The organism is Coprococcus phoceensis, from assembly GCF_900104635.1.
Classification (GTDB): domain Bacteria; phylum Bacillota; class Clostridia; order Lachnospirales; family Lachnospiraceae; genus Faecalimonas; species Faecalimonas phoceensis.
Map to the genome: position 1 here is coordinate 109,626 of NZ_FNWC01000005.1, position 16,375 is coordinate 126,000.

A 16,375-nucleotide genomic window follows, 5' to 3' on the forward strand; every position below is an offset into this window, starting at 1 on the left:
GGGCGTAAAAAGCCCATAAATACGGAGGTTTAAGAGATATGGAAAGTTATAAGAAAGAATTTATAGATTTTATGGTAGAGAGCAAAGTGTTGAAGTTCGGAGAGTTTACTTTAAAGAGTGGAAGAAAGTCTCCGTTTTTTATGAATGCGGGTGGATATGTAACAGGTTCTCAGCTGAAAAGACTCGGAGAGTACTATGCAAAAGCAATCCATGATAAATATGGAGATGATTTTGACGTGCTGTTCGGACCTGCTTACAAAGGAATTCCGCTTAGTGTTGTGACTGCAATTGCATACAGTGAGTTATACGGAAAAGAAATTCGCTATTGCTCAGACAGAAAAGAAGAGAAAGATCACGGCGCTGATAAAGGAAGTTTTCTTGGCAGCAGTTTAAAAGACGGTGACAGAGTTGTGATGATCGAGGATGTGACAACATCTGGAAAATCTATGGAAGAGACTGTGCCGAAAGTAAAAGGTGCCGCTGATGTGAAAATTGTTGGATTGATGGTGTCTTTAGACCGCATGGAAGTAGGAAAAGGCGGCGTAAAATGTGCATTGGAGGAAGTAAAAGATCTGTATGGATTTGAGACAAATGCGATTGTGACAATGGCAGAAGTAGTTAAATATCTGTATAACAAAGAAATCAATGGAGAAGTTATTATTGACGATACATTAAAAGCGGCAATTGACGCATATTATGAACAGTACGGAGCGAAATAAGGAGGCGAGATTGCATGGTAGAAAAAGCATATCGATCAATGAAAACAGTAGGTGCCGGAAATATCGCACTAGGGATTATCATGGCTGTTGTAGGTGTGACAGCAGGAATTTTAACGATTATCGGAGGCGCCCGTCTACTGCGGAATAAGCAGGAATTGACATTTTAACCGGAAAGGGAATTGTTTTGGACGCAAGAAAGAAAAGACGATTACGTATATTAGGGAAAATTTTATTTGTATTATACATTTTATTTGTGTTCTATTTTTTGATCTTTTCTGACTGGTATGGACGCACTGGTGAAATGCAGGAGTACCATTATAATTTGGTTTTGTTCAAGGAGATCAAGCGGTTTTGGAATTACAGAGGACAGCTTGGAGCGTTTGCAACATTTACAAATTTATTTGGAAATATTGTCATTTTCCTGCCATTTGGATTTTTTATGCCGATGGCGAGCAAATACAGAAGTTTTTGGGCAACTGCAGTGAACAGTCTGGCTTTGAGTCTTCTGGTCGAGACATTTCAACTGCTTACGAAAGTGGGATGTTTCGATGTGGATGATCTGGTGTTAAACACGTTGGGGGGAATATTAGGCTATATCACATTCATGATATGCAATACGATAAGGAGAAGATACAATGCGAAAAGAAAAGGGAAAAAATAAGGCAAAAGAAAGAAAAAAAAGAGCCAATCGCAAATATGGACAGGCAAAGCTGAAACACTCTAAAAAAGGGATACAGTCCTGTGTGATCGCGGGAATTGTATTGGTGGCATTGGCTGCAATGATTGTGATTGCATACATTAGTGCAGGGACTGCGGCGCCTTACATCGGAGGACTGGCACTTGTCACTCTTATTCTTACAGTGACTGGGTGCGTGCTTGCAGTGAGAGGGCTGAAAGAACGAGAGAAAAACTATCTTACATGTAAGATAGGAATTGGTTGCAACATATTCTTTATCATTGCATTTATTGCTATTTTTTGCAGGGGGCTATTTTAAATGAAAGAAATCAATGAACAGATTATAGAGCGGTATATGCTTTCAATAGAAAGAATCCGCAGAATCACAGAAGAAGAGACGACAGAAGTTTTATATAGAGACTATTTTCGGAAAGTATCCGAATTTATTTTGAAGATCAATGAGATTCGGGAACGTATGCAGGACAAGCCATTTGAACAGTGTACGCTCGACGAATTAAAAAGAGAGAATGAAAGTATCTATGCAGATGTTGTGGGAGACCAGTACGATACAAGTTATGCGAATCCGGCATATGCGGTTTCTTTGTTTGGAGAAGAAATCGGACAGCTTTTGAGTTTTTTATACACAGAGCTTCGCGGGGAGATCGCTTATGTGTATGAGCAGCAGGTGGAATATCTTGCAATCTGCAACGAATTATTTATAGAGATATATAATTGTTTTGAGGGGACATTGACACCGGATTACAAGGAACTCAAAGAGATTGTTTACTGGTATGCGAGTGATTACTGTGATGTATTTGTCGCTGACAGAATCGAAGAACAGTTGAATCCGGAATGTTCGTTTGCCGCAGATATCGTGACAAAAAGTAATTTAAACGATTTGCGTTATCTGTATCAGTATGGCGAATATGTGTCTGAGAATGAGTGGAAGACAGCGGAACATTTGAATACACTTCCACAGAAGACAATTGATCAGATGGCGGATGTATACACGGAAGGATATCGAATTGGATTCGTTAATGCGGGGATTGATCTGTCGAAAAAATCGGTTGTAAATATTCGTTATACACTTGGATTTGAGCGGGTAATCAAAAAAGCAATTGAAAATTTTGAAAAGATGGGACTAAGACCGACAATCTATCGGGCAGCAGTCAGTGTATTGACAAAGCGACAGCACTATAAAGTAGGATATTACGGAGCAATTGCAAATAAGCAGTATGAGTATGATCACAGACAGGATCAGGGGCTGTTTTTGGATAAGAAGTTCATGGAGAGAAAGCTCGATGTCATGAAAAATGCCTACGAGAAGTACAGAGAGCTTGCAGGAGAACATGCGGGACCGGCTGTTATGGAGATATTCGGTGAAGAACCGTTTGCGCCGGTGCAAAAGCCGGAGTCAGTTGTGCTCACAGAAAAGCAGGAAAAATTATCGGTGCTGTTTGACAGCAAATCCGGACAGCTTACGAATCAGTATATCAAAGGGGATGAGCGCAGTTTTACGATTGTCGCTTATCCGGTACCGGAGATTGGAGCACAGTATAAAGAGATTTTTGATGAAGTCATTCGCATCAACACGTTAGATGCGAACGTCTATAAAAACGTACAACAGGCTTTGATTGATGCGCTGGATAAAGGTGAGTATGTGCATATTCTTGGGAAAGATAAAAATGAGACTGACTTAAAAGTACAGCTTTATCGTTTGTCAGACCCGGCGAAAGAGACTATTTTCGAAAACTGCGTGGCGGATGTCAATATTCCGGTCGGAGAAGTATTTACTTCGCCGGTACTGGAGGGGACAAACGGAGTGCTGAATGTAAGTAAAGTATATCTCAATGAATTGCAGTACCGTGATCTGAAGATTACATTTGAAAATGGAAAGATTACAGAGTATACATGCAGCAATTTCGAGGACGAGGAGCAATCGAAAAAGTATATCAAAAGCAATATTCTTCATAACCATGATACGCTGCCTCTTGGAGAATTTGCCATCGGAACGAATACAACTGCGTATGTTGTGGCAAAGAAATATCAGATTGAGGACAAGATGCCGATTCTGATCGCAGAAAAGATGGGACCGCATTTTGCTGTGGGAGATACATGCTATAGCTGGAGCGAGGAGAATAAATTGTATAATCCGGATGGAAAGGAAATTGTTGCGAAAGATAATTCGGTTTCAATACTTCGGAAAGAAGATGTGTCAAAAGCGTATTTCCAATGTCATACTGATATCACAATTCCGTATGAAGAGTTAGAAGAGATTGCGGTTGTGACCGAAAAAGGAGAGCGCATTATGTTACTGAAAGACGGCCATTTTGTGCTGTCTGGAACAGAGATTCTGAACGAGCCACTGAAGGAAGCTGGCGTGTAGAAAAGATGATAGAACCATATTTGTGATAAGCATTTATAATTATTCTTAACAAGTGGAGATGTTGACATCCTTGAAATGTATTAGTAAAATAACTTATAAATAGTGGAATATTTATTTTGATTACTTATAAATGAGACGAAGGAAGGAGAACAATTATGCCAAAGGTAGGAATTGTAATGGGTAGCGATTCTGACATGAAAGTAATGAGCAAAGCAGCTGACATGTTAGAAAAATTTGGAGTGGAATATGAGATGACAATTATCTCAGCACACCGTGAGCCGGATGTTTTTTATGACTATGCGAAATCAGCAGAAGAGAAAGATTTTAAAGTCATCATTGCGGGAGCAGGGATGGCGGCGCATCTTCCGGGAATGTGTGCGGCGATTTTCCCGATGCCGGTAATTGGAATCCCAATGTCAGGCAAGAATTTGGAAGGGGTAGATGCACTGTATTCAATTGTTCAGATGCCGCCTGGAATTCCGGTAGCAACTGTGGCAATCGATGGAGGTGCCAACGCAGCGATTTTAGCAGCAAAGATTCTTGCAACATCTGATCCTGAGCTGTTGGAGAGATTGAAAGCCTACACAAAAGAAATGAAAGAAACGGTACAGGCAAAAGCAGCAAAATTAGACGAGCTTGGACACAAAGAATATTTGAAACAAATGTAGAACACATATTGGAGGAAGTAAGATGGATTATAAGAACGCAGGCGTAGATATTGAAGCTGGTTACAAATCAGTAGAATTGATGAAAAAACATATTCAGCAGACAATGAGACCGGAAGTGCTGACAAATATCGGAGGATTTTCAGGAGCTTTTTCTATGGAGAAATTCAAAGATATGGAAAAACCAACTCTTGTATCCGGAACTGATGGTGTCGGAACAAAGTTAAAACTTGCTTTTATTTTAGATAAACATGATACAATTGGTATCGACTGTGTGGCAATGTGTGTGAATGATATTGCCTGTGCAGGAGGAGAACCATTATTTTTCTTAGACTATATTGCCTGCGGAAAAAATGAACCGGAGAAAATCGCTACAATCGTAAGCGGTGTCGCAGAAGGATGTAAACAGTCAGGCGCAGCGTTGATCGGTGGAGAGACTGCAGAAATGCCAGGTTTCTATCCAGTAGATGAATACGATCTTGCAGGATTTGCAGTTGGTGTGGTAGATGAAAAAGATCTGATCACAGGAAAAGAATTAAAAGACGGAGATGTGCTGATCGGTATGGCATCTTCAGGTGTTCACAGCAATGGATTTTCTCTGGTAAGAAAAGTGTTCGACATGAAAGAAGAGGCATTGAAGAGAGAATATGATTCACTTGGATGCTCGCTGGGCGAGGCATTGCTTGCTCCAACAAAAATTTATGTGAAAGCACTTCGCACAATCAAAGAATCTGGTGTGAAGATCAAAGCCTGCAGTCATATCACAGGTGGTGGTTTCTATGAAAACATTCCACGTATGCTCTGTGATGGGATGCACGCGGTTGTAAAAAAAGACAGCTATCCGATTCCGCCAATCTTTAAAATGTTAGCAGTGGATGGCGATATTGAAGAGACTATGATGTACAACACATTCAACATGGGACTTGGAATGATTCTTGCAGTTGATAAAGAAAATGTAGATAAGACATTAGAGGCAATCAAAGCAGCCGGCGAGGACGGATATGTAGTTGGTCATATTGAAGCCGGAGATAAAGGAGTTACTTTATGCTAAAAGTAGTTGTGCTGGTTTCCGGAGGCGGAACGAATCTGCAGGCGATTTTGGATGCGGTAGACAGCGGTGCGATCACGAACACAGAGATTGTGGGCGTGATCAGCAACAATAAGAATGCATATGCTTTACAGAGAGCAGAAGAAAAGGGAATTCCGAATGTCTGTGTCTCTCCGAAAGCGTTTGCGTCGAGAGCAGAGTTTAATCAGGCATTGTTAGATACCGTGGATCAGTTTCAGGCAGATTTACTGGTACTTGCAGGATTTTTGGTTGTCATTCCGGAAATGATGATCGAAGCTTACAGAAACCGTATTATCAATATCCATCCATCTCTGATTCCGGCATTTTGCGGAACTGGGTATTATGGTTTGAAAGTGCATGAGGCGGCACTTGAAAAGGGCGTAAAAGTCGTTGGAGCTACTGTGCACTTTGTGGATGAAGGAACCGATACCGGTGCGATCATTCTTCAGAAGGCTGTGGAAGTAAAACAGGGAGATACTCCTGAAATTTTGCAAAGAAGAGTGATGGAGCAGGCAGAGTGGAAAATTCTCCCACAGGCAATTGACCTGATCGCAAATGGAAAAGTGAAGGTTGTAGATGGCAAGGTAATGATAGAGGAAGAAGCATAGGAGGTCGCAATGAAAGTATTAATTGTTGGAAGCGGCGGAAGAGAACATGCGATTGCATGGAGTGTGGCAAAAAGTGATAAAGTAGAGAAAATTTATTGTGCACCTGGGAATGCAGGGATTGCACAGTATGCAGAATGTGTTGCAATCGGTGCGATGGAGTTTGAAAAACTGGCAGCTTTTGCAAAAGAACATGAAGTAGACCTTACAATTGTCGGAATGGATGATCCGCTTGTAGGTGGAATTGTAGATGTGTTTGAAAGCGAAGGATTAAGAGTGTTCGGTCCTCGTAAAAATGCGGCTATTTTGGAAGGCTCCAAAGCATTTTCAAAAGATTTGATGAAAAAATATAATATCCCCACAGCGGGATATGAAAACTTTGATGACGCAAAGAAAGCGCTTGCGTATCTTGAGACAGCGAAGTTCCCAATCGTGTTAAAGGCGGACGGACTTGCACTTGGAAAAGGTGTACTGATCTGCAACACATTGGAAGAAGCAAAAGATGGAGTACAATCCATTATGCTGGATAAGCAGTTTGGAACAGCAGGAAACACGATGGTCATCGAAGAATTTATGACTGGCCGTGAAGTGTCGGTACTTTCTTTTGTGGATGGAAACACAATCAAGACGATGACATCCGCGCAGGATCACAAACGTGCAATGGATGGAGACAAAGGTTTGAACACAGGAGGAATGGGAACATTTTCTCCAAGCCCGTTCTACACAAAAGAAGTAGAAGAGTTCTGTAATAAATATATTTATCAGGCAACAGTAGATGCTATGAAAGCAGAAGGAAGAGAATTTAAGGGAATTATTTTCTTTGGATTGATGCTGACAGAGGATGGACCGAAAGTATTGGAATACAATGCAAGATTCGGAGATCCGGAGGCACAGGTTGTACTTCCTCGTATGAAAAATGATATCATCGAAGTTGTGGAGGCATGTATTGACGGAACATTAGATCAGATTGATCTTCAGTTTGAAGACAATGCGGCTGTGTGTGTTGTGCTTGCATCAGAAGGATATCCGGTGAAGTATGACAAAGGACTTCCAATCAGTGGACTGGAAGAATTTGAAAAACACGACGGATATTATTGCTTCCATGCGGGAACAAAGTTTGAAGGCGATAAGATCGTGACAAACGGCGGACGTGTTCTCGGGGTGACTGCAAAAGGAAAAGATTTGAAAGAAGCACGCGAAAACGCTTACAAAGCGACAGAGTGGGTGCAGTTTGCAAACAAATATAAGAGAAATGATATCGGAAAAGCGATAGATGAAGCGTAACTCTTTGATGGGGACGAAGTTTTTATAAAACTTCGTCCTTGCTTTTTCCGGAGATGATATTGTCTGAGAGTCAAAATAAAATAGAAAGTTGACAGAAGTAGGCGAATGCTATAATATCTATATAACAATCAGAAGAAAAAAGGTGAAAAAGATGCTTATAGAAATTGATTTTAACAGTGATGAGGCAATTTATATTCAATTGCGCAATCAGATTATTATGGGGATTGCTACGTCTCAGATACAGGAAGGAGATACACTTCCTTCCGTGAGACAATTGGCGGAAAATATCGGGATTAATATGCATACAGTGAATAAGGCGTACAGTGTGCTGCGAGAGGAAGGTTTCCTGCAGCTTGACCGAAGAAGAGGAGCCGTAATTGCGCTTGACATTGATAAGATACGGGCGATGGAAGATATGAGAAGATATCTGCGCGTGGCACTTGCCAAGGCGCATTGTCATAATATTACAAAGGAAGACATCTACGAGCTGGTAGATGAGATTTATGAAGATTATAAATAGGTAGCAGGAGGAGATAGATGCAGAAAGATTTTACAAAACAGGCTGCGAAAGTATTAGAGACAGCAAGGGCGCTTGCAAAAAAATGGAACCATCCATATGTGGGGACAGAGCATCTGCTGCTTGCTTTGAGAAGAGAATTTACAGGTGTTGCAGGCCAGATTCTTGCGGCTAACAAAGTGGAAGAAGAAAAGATTACAAAAGTGATCGAGGAACTGATTTCTCCGGGAACTGAGATGCAGACGAAGAGAACATTGGAGTTCAGCCCGAGACTGGTATATCTTTTGGATAATGCGCTTTTGGAAGCAGTGCGATTATCTTCTGAGAAGATAGGAACAGAACATATGCTGCTTGCCATGTTAAAAGATGTAGACTGCGTGGCAACAAGAACATTGGTGACATTGAATGTGAATCTTGGCAAAGTGCAGGAGGGAATATTGGAAGTCATCGGAGTGAATCCGAGAGAATATATGGAGGACACCAGAGAGGACAAAAATGGTCGTAACAGTGTACTTGCACAGTACAGTACAGATTTGACGGCGCAGGCAGAAGAAGGAAAATTAGATCCGGTAATTGGAAGAGAGTCTGAGATAGAAAGACTGATGCAGATTTTAAGCAGACGGACAAAAAATAATCCGTGTCTAGTGGGAGAACCTGGTGTTGGAAAGACAGCAATTATCGAAGGGCTGGCGAACCAGATTGCAACGGGGATTGTGCCGGATGGCATGAAAGATAAACGGATTGTGACGCTGGATTTATCAGGAATGATAGCGGGATCCAAATACCGTGGAGAGTTTGAGGAACGGATGAAACGATTGATCCGGGAAGTGAGATCTGCCGGAAATATTATTTTATTTTTAGATGAGGTGCACACGATGATTGGCGCAGGAGGCGCCGAAGGTGCGATTGATGCATCAAATATTCTGAAGCCATCTCTTGCAAGAGGAGAACTGCAGCTGATCGGGGCGACGACAATTGTGGAATATCGGAAATACATTGAGAAAGATGCTGCTTTGGAGAGACGCTTTCAGCCGATCACAGTGGAAGAACCGACGAATGAGCAGTGTGAACGTATTTTAGAGGGAATCAAGGGAAAATACGAGAGTCATCATCATGTGACAATTGAGGAAGGCGCGTTAAAAGCGGCGGTGACTTTGTCAAGCCGTTATATCAATGACCGTCATCTTCCGGATAAGGCGATTGATGTGCTTGACGAGGCGTGTTCGAAGGTAAGTCTTGCAGGATTTAAAGTACCGGACAGCCTGACAAGACTGGAACAGACATTGCAGGAAATCTCACTGGAAAAAGAAGAAAAGATTAAAAATGGAGATTTTGCAGAAGCATCATTGCTGCACAAAGAGCAGGAGAGTGTGGGAAAAAAATTAGAGAGTGTGAAAAGACGTTTTCATTCGAACAATGCAAAGCGGAACCTGGTTGTCACTGAGGCGGATATCGAATCTGTTGTATCCTCCTGGACGAAAATTCCAGTGCAGAAGCTGGCGGAGACAGAAAGCGCAAGATTGAAAAAGCTGGAGCAGACGCTGCATAAAAGAGTAATCGGGCAGGAGGAAGCGGTGAGTGCGGTTGCAAGAGCGGTGAAACGTGGGCGTGTCGGACTAAAAGATCCAAGGCGCCCGATAGGTTCGTTCTTGTTTTTAGGTCCGACAGGAGTCGGAAAGACAGAACTTTCCAAGGCACTGGCAGAAGCTTTGTTCGGCGATGAAAATGCGATGATTCGCGTAGATATGTCAGAATATATGGAAAAACACAGTGTATCGAAGATGATTGGCTCACCACCGGGGTATGTAGGTCACGACGATGGCGGACAATTGAGTGAGAAAGTTCGCCGAAACCCGTACTCAGTGGTACTGTTTGATGAGATTGAAAAGGCACATCCGGATGTATTTAACATTTTATTGCAGGTGTTGGATGACGGGCATATCACAGATTCGCAGGGAAGAAAAGTAGATTTTAGAAATACAGTCATTATTATGACTTCCAATGCAGGGGCAAAAGCAATTGTCGATCCGAAGAAATTGGGATTTGTAACAAAAGAAGATGCCGCCGGCGATTATAAAAAGATGAAGGCGAATGTGATGGACGAGGTGAAATTACTGTTCCGTCCGGAATTTTTGAACCGAATTGATGAGATTATTGTATTCCATTCATTGACAATCGATCACATGAAAAAGATTGTTGGGTTGATGTGCAAAGAATTGATCAGACGTGTGAAGAACCAGATGAATATCACATTGACGATTCGAGATTCTGCAAAAAAATATATTGTGGAAAAGGGCAATGACCAGAAATATGGTGCAAGACCGTTGCGGCGTGCAATGCAGACGGAACTGGAAGATAAGCTTGCCGAGGCAATATTAGACGGAGAGATTTGCGAAGGAATGGATGTGGAAGTGGGAGTATCTAAAAAAGAACTAAAATTTTTCACAAAAGACACAAAAAACTAGCAAAATAGTCTGATTTATTATATAATAGAAGTAGAAATTTTATACCATTTAGGAGGAAAAATAAGATGGCAGCAGTAAAGGACTTATTGAGAGCAGAGGCAGATGGGACACTCAGTTTTGGGGATTACACACTTGCTTCAAAGACAAAATTAGACGGATTTGAATTCCAGGGAGATTTATATAAAGTAAAGACGTTCAAAGAGATTACAAAATTAGAAAAAAATGGAATGTTTGTATATGAATCAGTACCAGGAACTGCTGTAGAACATTTTAAGATGACAGAAGATGTGCTTTCATTTGAGGTATCCGGAGCAGAGGATGCACAGTTTACAGTTGAACTGGAGGCGGACAGTAAATACGAAGTCTACATGGATGATGTGAGTGTTGATAAGATGACTACAAATTTAAGCGGAAAACTAAGTATCAGTGCTGAGCTGAATGAGAACAGCAGTGTGGAAGTAAAAATTGTAAGAAGATAATAGTTGGGTGAAATAGGTTGCGCCGAGGCGCAGCCTATTTTATAATATATAAATTTTGTTATTAAGAAAGGAAGTCATATGGCAAAAGGAAAGAAGAGTGTTTTTTTCTGTCAAAACTGCGGACATGAAGAGAACAAATGGCTTGGGCAGTGCCCAATGTGCAAAGAATGGAATACGTTTGTGGAAGAGCCGGTTTCTTTTTCAAAGTCTGCTTCTGCGAAGCTGATAAAAGATGCGGAAGTGGTGGCTCTAAAACATGTGGAGACTGATCAGGAGGAACGAATTAAAACAAAGATAGAGGAACTCGATAGAGTACTTGGCGGAGGAATTGTTCCAGGGTCTCTTTTGCTGGTGGGAGGAGATCCTGGGATTGGGAAATCTACCCTTCTTTTGCAGGTGTGTCAGAGACTGTGTGAAGATAAGCACCAAGTGCTTTATATATCCGGGGAGGAGTCGCTCAAACAGATCAAACTCAGGGCAAACCGGATGGGAGAATTCACGGAAGATTTACTGCTCCTATGTGAGACAAATTTAGAGATTGTGAAAAATGTGATCCAAAAAAGAAAGCCGGAAGTTGTCATCATTGACTCGATCCAGACGATGTACAGTGAGGAGGTGGCATCTGCACCGGGCAGTGTGTCACAGGTTCGGGAATCGACCAATGTATTTATGCAGTTGGCAAAGGGGCTTGGAATATCCATTTTTATTGTAGGACATGTGACAAAAGAGGGAACGGTTGCAGGACCTAGAGTGTTGGAACATATGGTGGATACCGTTCTCTATTTTGAGGGAGACAGGCATGCATCCTACCGAATTTTGCGAGGTGTGAAGAATCGTTTTGGATCCACCAATGAAATCGGTGTGTTTGAGATGAGACAGAATGGACTTGTGGAAGTGGAAAATCCATCAGAATTTATGCTGAACGGAAAACCGGAGAATGCATCCGGGTCTGTTGTGGCGTGTTCCATGGAGGGGACAAGACCGATTTTAATTGAGATTCAGGCGCTTGTATGCAGCAGTAATTTTGGGATGCCAAGGCGCACTGCGGCAGGTACGGATTATAATCGAGTGAATTTGCTGATGGCAGTTTTGGAAAAACGAGTAGGAATACATCTGTCTAATTACGACGCATATGTCAATATCGCAGGGGGAATTAAGATGAATGAGCCGGCGGTGGATCTTGGGATTGTGATGGCGATTGTATCAAGTTATAAAAATCAGCCGATTGATGAGAAGACGATTGTGTTTGGGGAGGTTGGTCTAAGCGGTGAGGTGCGTGCAGTCAACATGCCGGAGCAAAGAGTCGCCGAAGCAAAAAAACTTGGATTTACAACCTGTATTATGCCTGAAGTGTCAAGAGAGGTTGTAAAGAATATTAAAGGGATTAAGATTATCGGTGTCAAGACGATCAATGAGGCACTGCAAGTATTATGAACTAAAAAGGTGTGATTGTTGAAGCGCTGGCTTTCAATAATCACACCTTTTTGGTAATGCTATTTACAGATCTCACAGCCTAGTTTACAGCCGGTCGGTGTCCCGGCACAGCCGCCCATCGCAGTTTCCCGCAGTTCAAATGGAAGACTTTTTCCGACACGGAACATAGCTTCCGCCATCTCGTCAAATGGTATCGGATGTGAAATTCCACTCAAAGCAAGTTCGGCGGATGTAATCGCATTGGCTACTCCAATCGCATTTCTGCTTTGGCACGGGGATTCTACAAGCCCTGCGATTGGGTCACAGACAAGCCCAAGCAGATTGGAAAGCGCAAGGCTTGCAGCGGTCAGACACATATGGGGAGTTCCGCCCATCATCTCGACAATGGCGCTTGCCGACATGGCACTTGCGGCGCCAACCTCCGCCTGACATCCGGCTTCCGCACCGGAGACAGAGGCATTTCGCATGAGGAGATATCCGATGGCGCTTGCGTTTAAAAGCCCTTGGTAGAGTTTCTCATCGGATAATCCGTGTTCATCCTGCATTGCAAGCAGTACACCCGGAACGACGCCGGACGAACCTGCAGTCGGGGCAGCGACAATCAGTCCCATCGATGCGTTGACTTCTAAAACAGCCATGCTATAGGAGATTGCCTTCGAAAGCATACTGCCACAGACACAGGAAGTGGTTTTCCCATGATCGTTTACTTTTTTTGCTTCACCGCCAATCAATCCGCCGATAGATTTTCCAGGATGTAAGAGAGGTCTGGTTGCGGCATTTTTCATAATAGAGAGCACTGTCTCTAACTTCGAATCAATTTCTTCAGATGAAAGAGATCCTGCCGTCATCTCGCGAAGTTTCATTATCTCAGAAATAGGAAGTGCTTTTTCTTTGCATGCTCCTATCAATTCTTGTCCGGTAAAAAAATCCATACTAATCCCTCCTACATTTGAATCAGCATAAGATCAGATACATGCGGATTCGTTTTGATTTTATCTAATACAGCCTCTGGAATCGGTTCGTCAGATTCCACGACGGTATATGCGTTGGCACCTTTGTCTTCGCGGAATAATCTCATGAATGCAATGTTTACTTCCTGTTCACTGAGTGCCTGTGTGATGTGAGCAACCACTCCCGGAGTGTCCTTTTGCTGCACGATCAAGGTACTGTACTCTCCGGTAAACTCTACATCGATGTTGTTGATGCGGACAATCTTCATCTTTCCACCGCCGATAGATTCACCGCGGATAGAGAGTGTATGTCCGGTCACGCCAATAAGATCGATATCTGCTGTATTTGGATGTTCGGTAGCAGTTTTCTCATCGATGATATATTCATAGGTGATATTTCTATCTTTGGCAATCTGAAAGGCATCCCGGATTCGCTCGTCATCTGTAAAGAATCCAAGGATCCCACCAAGAAGCGCCCGATCTGTGCCATGTCCGTGATAGGTCTTCGCAAAAGAGCCGTATAGTGTGAATGTCACTTTTTTTATATCTTCCGGGAACATCTTGCGTGCCATTAATGCGATGGATACTGCTCCGGCTGTGTGTGAGCTGGAAGGTCCGATCATATTCGGTCCGATCACATCAAAAATACTTAAAAAATTCATAATCGTTGTCCTCCTGTTGTATCTTCATTTAGTATAGCAGGAAATGAAAAGAAGTTACAGGGTTTAGCACGAGAAAAGTTTATAGAAAATTTTCTTTTTTGAGAATGAATTTCATGATAGAATAGAAGAGAAAAAAACGGATAAGAAACTTGTAAACTTAGATTCAGCCAAAGAAGGCAGAAAGGCGCGGAAACATTTGAAATTATATCGTACAAAATTACTGGAAAAACTAAAGGAGTCATTGGGAGCAGTCTTACCAATTATTGGGATTGTATTATTTTTGTGTTTTACAATCGCACCGGTACCGACTAGCATTCTGATGGCTTTTATTATTGGAGCATTGATGCTTATTGTTGGAATGATGTTTTTTACATTGGGAGCAGAAATGGCGATGACACCGATGGGAGAACGGCTTGGGACAAAGATGACGCAGACAAAAAAGCTTGGAGCGGTTGTGGTTCTCTGCTTTGTACTAGGGTTTATCATTACAATTTCAGAACCGGATTTACAGGTGCTGGCAGAGCAGGTGCCATCTATTCCCAATTATACATTAATCATAGCAGTCGCGGTCGGAGTAGGGATATTCCTTGTGGCAGCGGTGCTTCGAATGCTGTTTGGAATTGCATTGCCGCATATGCTTGTTGTGTTGTACCCAATTGTATTCCTGCTTGCATTTTTTGTGCCGGCGGACTTTTTAGCAGTTGCATTTGACTCGGGAGGGGTGACCACCGGTCCGATGACAGTGCCGTTTATTATGGCTTTTGGAATTGGTTTTTCGGCGGTGCGTAGTGATAAACATGCGGAAAATGACAGCTTTGGTCTAGTTGCTCTTTGCTCAATTGGACCGATTTTGGCAGTCCTGATTTTAGGGCTTATCTATAATCCGCAGGGAAGTACTTATACTAGAACTGTTATTCCGGATGCGAGTGATTCTGTGGAATTGTGGAAACTATTTGCAGATGGGATCCCAACATATATGAAAGAGATACTGATTTCATTGTTGCCGATTGTTTTGTTTTTTGCAGTTTTTCAGTGTATTTCACTGAAGTTGAAAAAACGAACGTTAGTGAAAATTCTTGTTGGAATTGTATACACTTATATAGGACTGGTGCTATTTCTCACAGGAGTAAATATCGGATTTATGCCGGCTGGAAATTATCTGGGACAACTAATTGCGGCGCTTCCTTATCGTTGGATTATTATCCAGATTGGCATGATTATGGGATATTTTATTGTTAAGGCAGAACCGGCGGTATATGTATTGACGGAACAAGTAGAAGAAATTACGTCCGGTGCCATTTCCAGAAATGCGATGGGGCTCAGCCTGTCAATTGGTGTATCTGTATCACTTGGACTTGCGATGGTTCGGGTTCTGACAGGAATTTCTATCTTTTGGTTCATCATTCCGGGATATGCGATTGCGATTGTTTTATCCTTTTTTGTGCCAAAGATTTTTACTGCAATTGCATTTGACTCGGGCGGAGTGGCATCCGGTCCAATGACAGCAACCTTTTTATTGCCGTTTGCAATGGGAGCGTGCCAGGCAGTAGGCGGTAATATTGTAACGGATGCATTCGGTGTAGTTGCTATGGTAGCGATGACCCCGTTGATTACGATTCAGGTGCTTGGAGCAATCTACAAACTACGTTCAAAACATGTGGCAGAAGAAACCAAAGAACCTGTTTTGGTATTACCGTTGGAAGCATTTGGAGATACAGATATTATTGAATTGTAGGAGACGAGAATTTTATGAGCAAAGTATATATGATGGTTACAATTACAAACCGGCAATTACGCAATCAATTCCAAGACTTATTTGAAAAAAATGAGATGGCTCCTGTTTTTGGAGCATTGGGAAGAGGAACTGCAGACAGTACCGTTTTGGATTATTTCGGATTGGAGGCAAGCGAAAAGGCGGTGTATTTTTCAATCGTAACGGAGAGTATGTGGAAACAACTTCGGCGGGAATTGATTATTAAGATGCAGATTGATGTGCCGGGAACCGGAATTGCATTTATCGTGCCAGTGAGCAGTATCGGTGGAAAAAAAGTGCTGCAGTATTTGATTGGTGGGCAAGAGTTTGAAAAAGAGGAGGAAACAGTATTGAAAGATACAAAGTACGAATTGCTTGTTGCAATTGCAAATCAGGGAAGTATTGATAATGTTATGGATGCAGCACGGAGTGCGAATGCAGGTGGAGGAACGGTTATTCATGCAAAAGGAACCGGAATGGAAAAAGCAGAAAAATTTCTAGGAGTATCTCTTGCAGAGGAAAAAGAGATTATTTTGATCGTGGCGAAGACATCGCAGAAAAATGAGATTATGAAAGCGATTATGGAGCAGGCAGGGCTTGAAAGTAAAGAAAAGGCGATTGTGTTTTCACTTCCGGTAACAAGTACAGTGGGTGTCAGAATGCCGGAAGAAGAGTTTTTAGATTAAAGAATTACGGAGAATCCGGACATAA

At 42.2% G+C, this 16,375-nt stretch carries 17 protein-coding genes; 15 read left to right on the plus strand and 2 right to left on the minus strand.

Annotation, left to right across the window (positions count from 1 at the left end; translation table 11 throughout):
- Positions 1-38 precede the first annotated feature (38 nt).
- From pyrE to radA, 13 genes are all read left to right on the plus strand, one after another.
- Positions 39-719 carry an orotate phosphoribosyltransferase gene (pyrE, locus tag BQ5364_RS00670; RefSeq protein WP_004613684.1) on the plus strand — a complete coding sequence of 227 codons (681 nt, stop codon included), beginning with the start codon at positions 39-41 and terminating at the stop codon, positions 717-719.
- 14 nt (positions 720-733) lie between these two features.
- A complete protein-coding gene (locus BQ5364_RS18045) occupies positions 734-886 on the plus strand; it encodes a hypothetical protein (RefSeq protein WP_004613685.1) in 153 nt (50 codons plus the stop codon).
- A gap of 17 nt (positions 887-903) precedes the next feature.
- Complete coding sequence (locus tag BQ5364_RS00675) at positions 904-1,380, plus strand: VanZ family protein (protein ID WP_022249972.1); 477 nt, start codon at positions 904-906, stop codon at positions 1,378-1,380.
- Positions 1,355-1,714, plus strand: coding sequence for a DUF6142 family protein (locus BQ5364_RS00680; RefSeq protein WP_004613687.1), 360 nt, complete (start codon positions 1,355-1,357; stop codon positions 1,712-1,714). The genes BQ5364_RS00675 and BQ5364_RS00680 overlap by 26 nt, the downstream gene beginning before the upstream one ends.
- A complete protein-coding gene (locus BQ5364_RS00685; protein WP_004613688.1) occupies positions 1,715-3,781 on the plus strand; it encodes an aminopeptidase in 2,067 nt (688 codons plus the stop codon).
- A gap of 155 nt (positions 3,782-3,936) precedes the next feature.
- The gene (gene purE, locus BQ5364_RS00690) at positions 3,937-4,449 is read left to right on the plus strand and encodes a 5-(carboxyamino)imidazole ribonucleotide mutase (RefSeq protein ID WP_004613689.1); all 513 of its coding nucleotides are present in this window, start codon (positions 3,937-3,939) and stop codon (positions 4,447-4,449) included.
- A gap of 22 nt (positions 4,450-4,471) precedes the next feature.
- Positions 4,472-5,497 (plus strand): phosphoribosylformylglycinamidine cyclo-ligase, encoded by a 1,026-nt coding sequence (gene purM, locus BQ5364_RS00695; RefSeq protein WP_022249973.1) that lies wholly within the window; start codon positions 4,472-4,474, stop codon positions 5,495-5,497.
- Positions 5,491-6,123: a phosphoribosylglycinamide formyltransferase gene (purN, locus tag BQ5364_RS00700; RefSeq protein WP_004613691.1), complete on the plus strand. Its 633-nt coding sequence runs from the start codon at positions 5,491-5,493 to the stop codon at positions 6,121-6,123. Before purM ends, purN begins: the two co-directional genes overlap by 7 nt.
- A gap of 9 nt (positions 6,124-6,132) precedes the next feature.
- Positions 6,133-7,404 (plus strand): phosphoribosylamine--glycine ligase, encoded by a 1,272-nt coding sequence (gene purD, locus BQ5364_RS00705; RefSeq protein WP_004613692.1) that lies wholly within the window; start codon positions 6,133-6,135, stop codon positions 7,402-7,404.
- Positions 7,405-7,555: 151 nt separating this feature from the next.
- Positions 7,556-7,924: a GntR family transcriptional regulator gene (locus BQ5364_RS00710; RefSeq protein ID WP_004613693.1), complete on the plus strand. Its 369-nt coding sequence runs from the start codon at positions 7,556-7,558 to the stop codon at positions 7,922-7,924.
- A 17-nt stretch (positions 7,925-7,941) separates the two neighbouring features.
- Entirely contained in the window at positions 7,942-10,386 is a 2,445-nt protein-coding gene (locus tag BQ5364_RS00715; RefSeq protein ID WP_071143444.1) for an ATP-dependent Clp protease ATP-binding subunit, read from the plus strand.
- A gap of 65 nt (positions 10,387-10,451) precedes the next feature.
- The gene (locus BQ5364_RS00720; protein WP_004613695.1) at positions 10,452-10,865 is read left to right on the plus strand and encodes a hypothetical protein; all 414 of its coding nucleotides are present in this window, start codon (positions 10,452-10,454) and stop codon (positions 10,863-10,865) included.
- A gap of 78 nt (positions 10,866-10,943) precedes the next feature.
- Positions 10,944-12,299 carry a DNA repair protein RadA gene (gene radA / locus BQ5364_RS00725; RefSeq protein ID WP_004613696.1) on the plus strand — a complete coding sequence of 452 codons (1,356 nt, stop codon included), beginning with the start codon at positions 10,944-10,946 and terminating at the stop codon, positions 12,297-12,299.
- A gap of 59 nt (positions 12,300-12,358) precedes the next feature.
- Here radA and sdaAA read toward each other — a convergent pair whose 3' ends face one another.
- On the minus strand, positions 12,359-13,231 hold the full coding sequence (gene sdaAA, locus BQ5364_RS00730; protein WP_004613697.1) for an L-serine ammonia-lyase, iron-sulfur-dependent, subunit alpha: 873 nt from the start codon (positions 13,229-13,231) through the stop codon (positions 12,359-12,361).
- An 11-nt stretch (positions 13,232-13,242) separates the two neighbouring features.
- Positions 13,243-13,911 carry an L-serine ammonia-lyase, iron-sulfur-dependent subunit beta gene (gene sdaAB / locus BQ5364_RS00735; protein WP_071143445.1) on the minus strand — a complete coding sequence of 223 codons (669 nt, stop codon included), beginning with the start codon at positions 13,909-13,911 and terminating at the stop codon, positions 13,243-13,245.
- A gap of 196 nt (positions 13,912-14,107) precedes the next feature.
- Here sdaAB and BQ5364_RS00740 point away from each other — a divergent pair, with 196 nt between their 5' ends.
- Both BQ5364_RS00740 and BQ5364_RS00745 read left to right on the plus strand, forming a co-directional pair.
- A complete protein-coding gene (locus BQ5364_RS00740) occupies positions 14,108-15,646 on the plus strand; it encodes a DUF1538 domain-containing protein (RefSeq protein ID WP_004613699.1) in 1,539 nt (512 codons plus the stop codon).
- Positions 15,647-15,660: 14 nt separating this feature from the next.
- On the plus strand, positions 15,661-16,350 hold the full coding sequence (locus BQ5364_RS00745; protein WP_004613700.1) for a P-II family nitrogen regulator: 690 nt from the start codon (positions 15,661-15,663) through the stop codon (positions 16,348-16,350).
- Positions 16,351-16,375 lie beyond the last annotated feature (25 nt).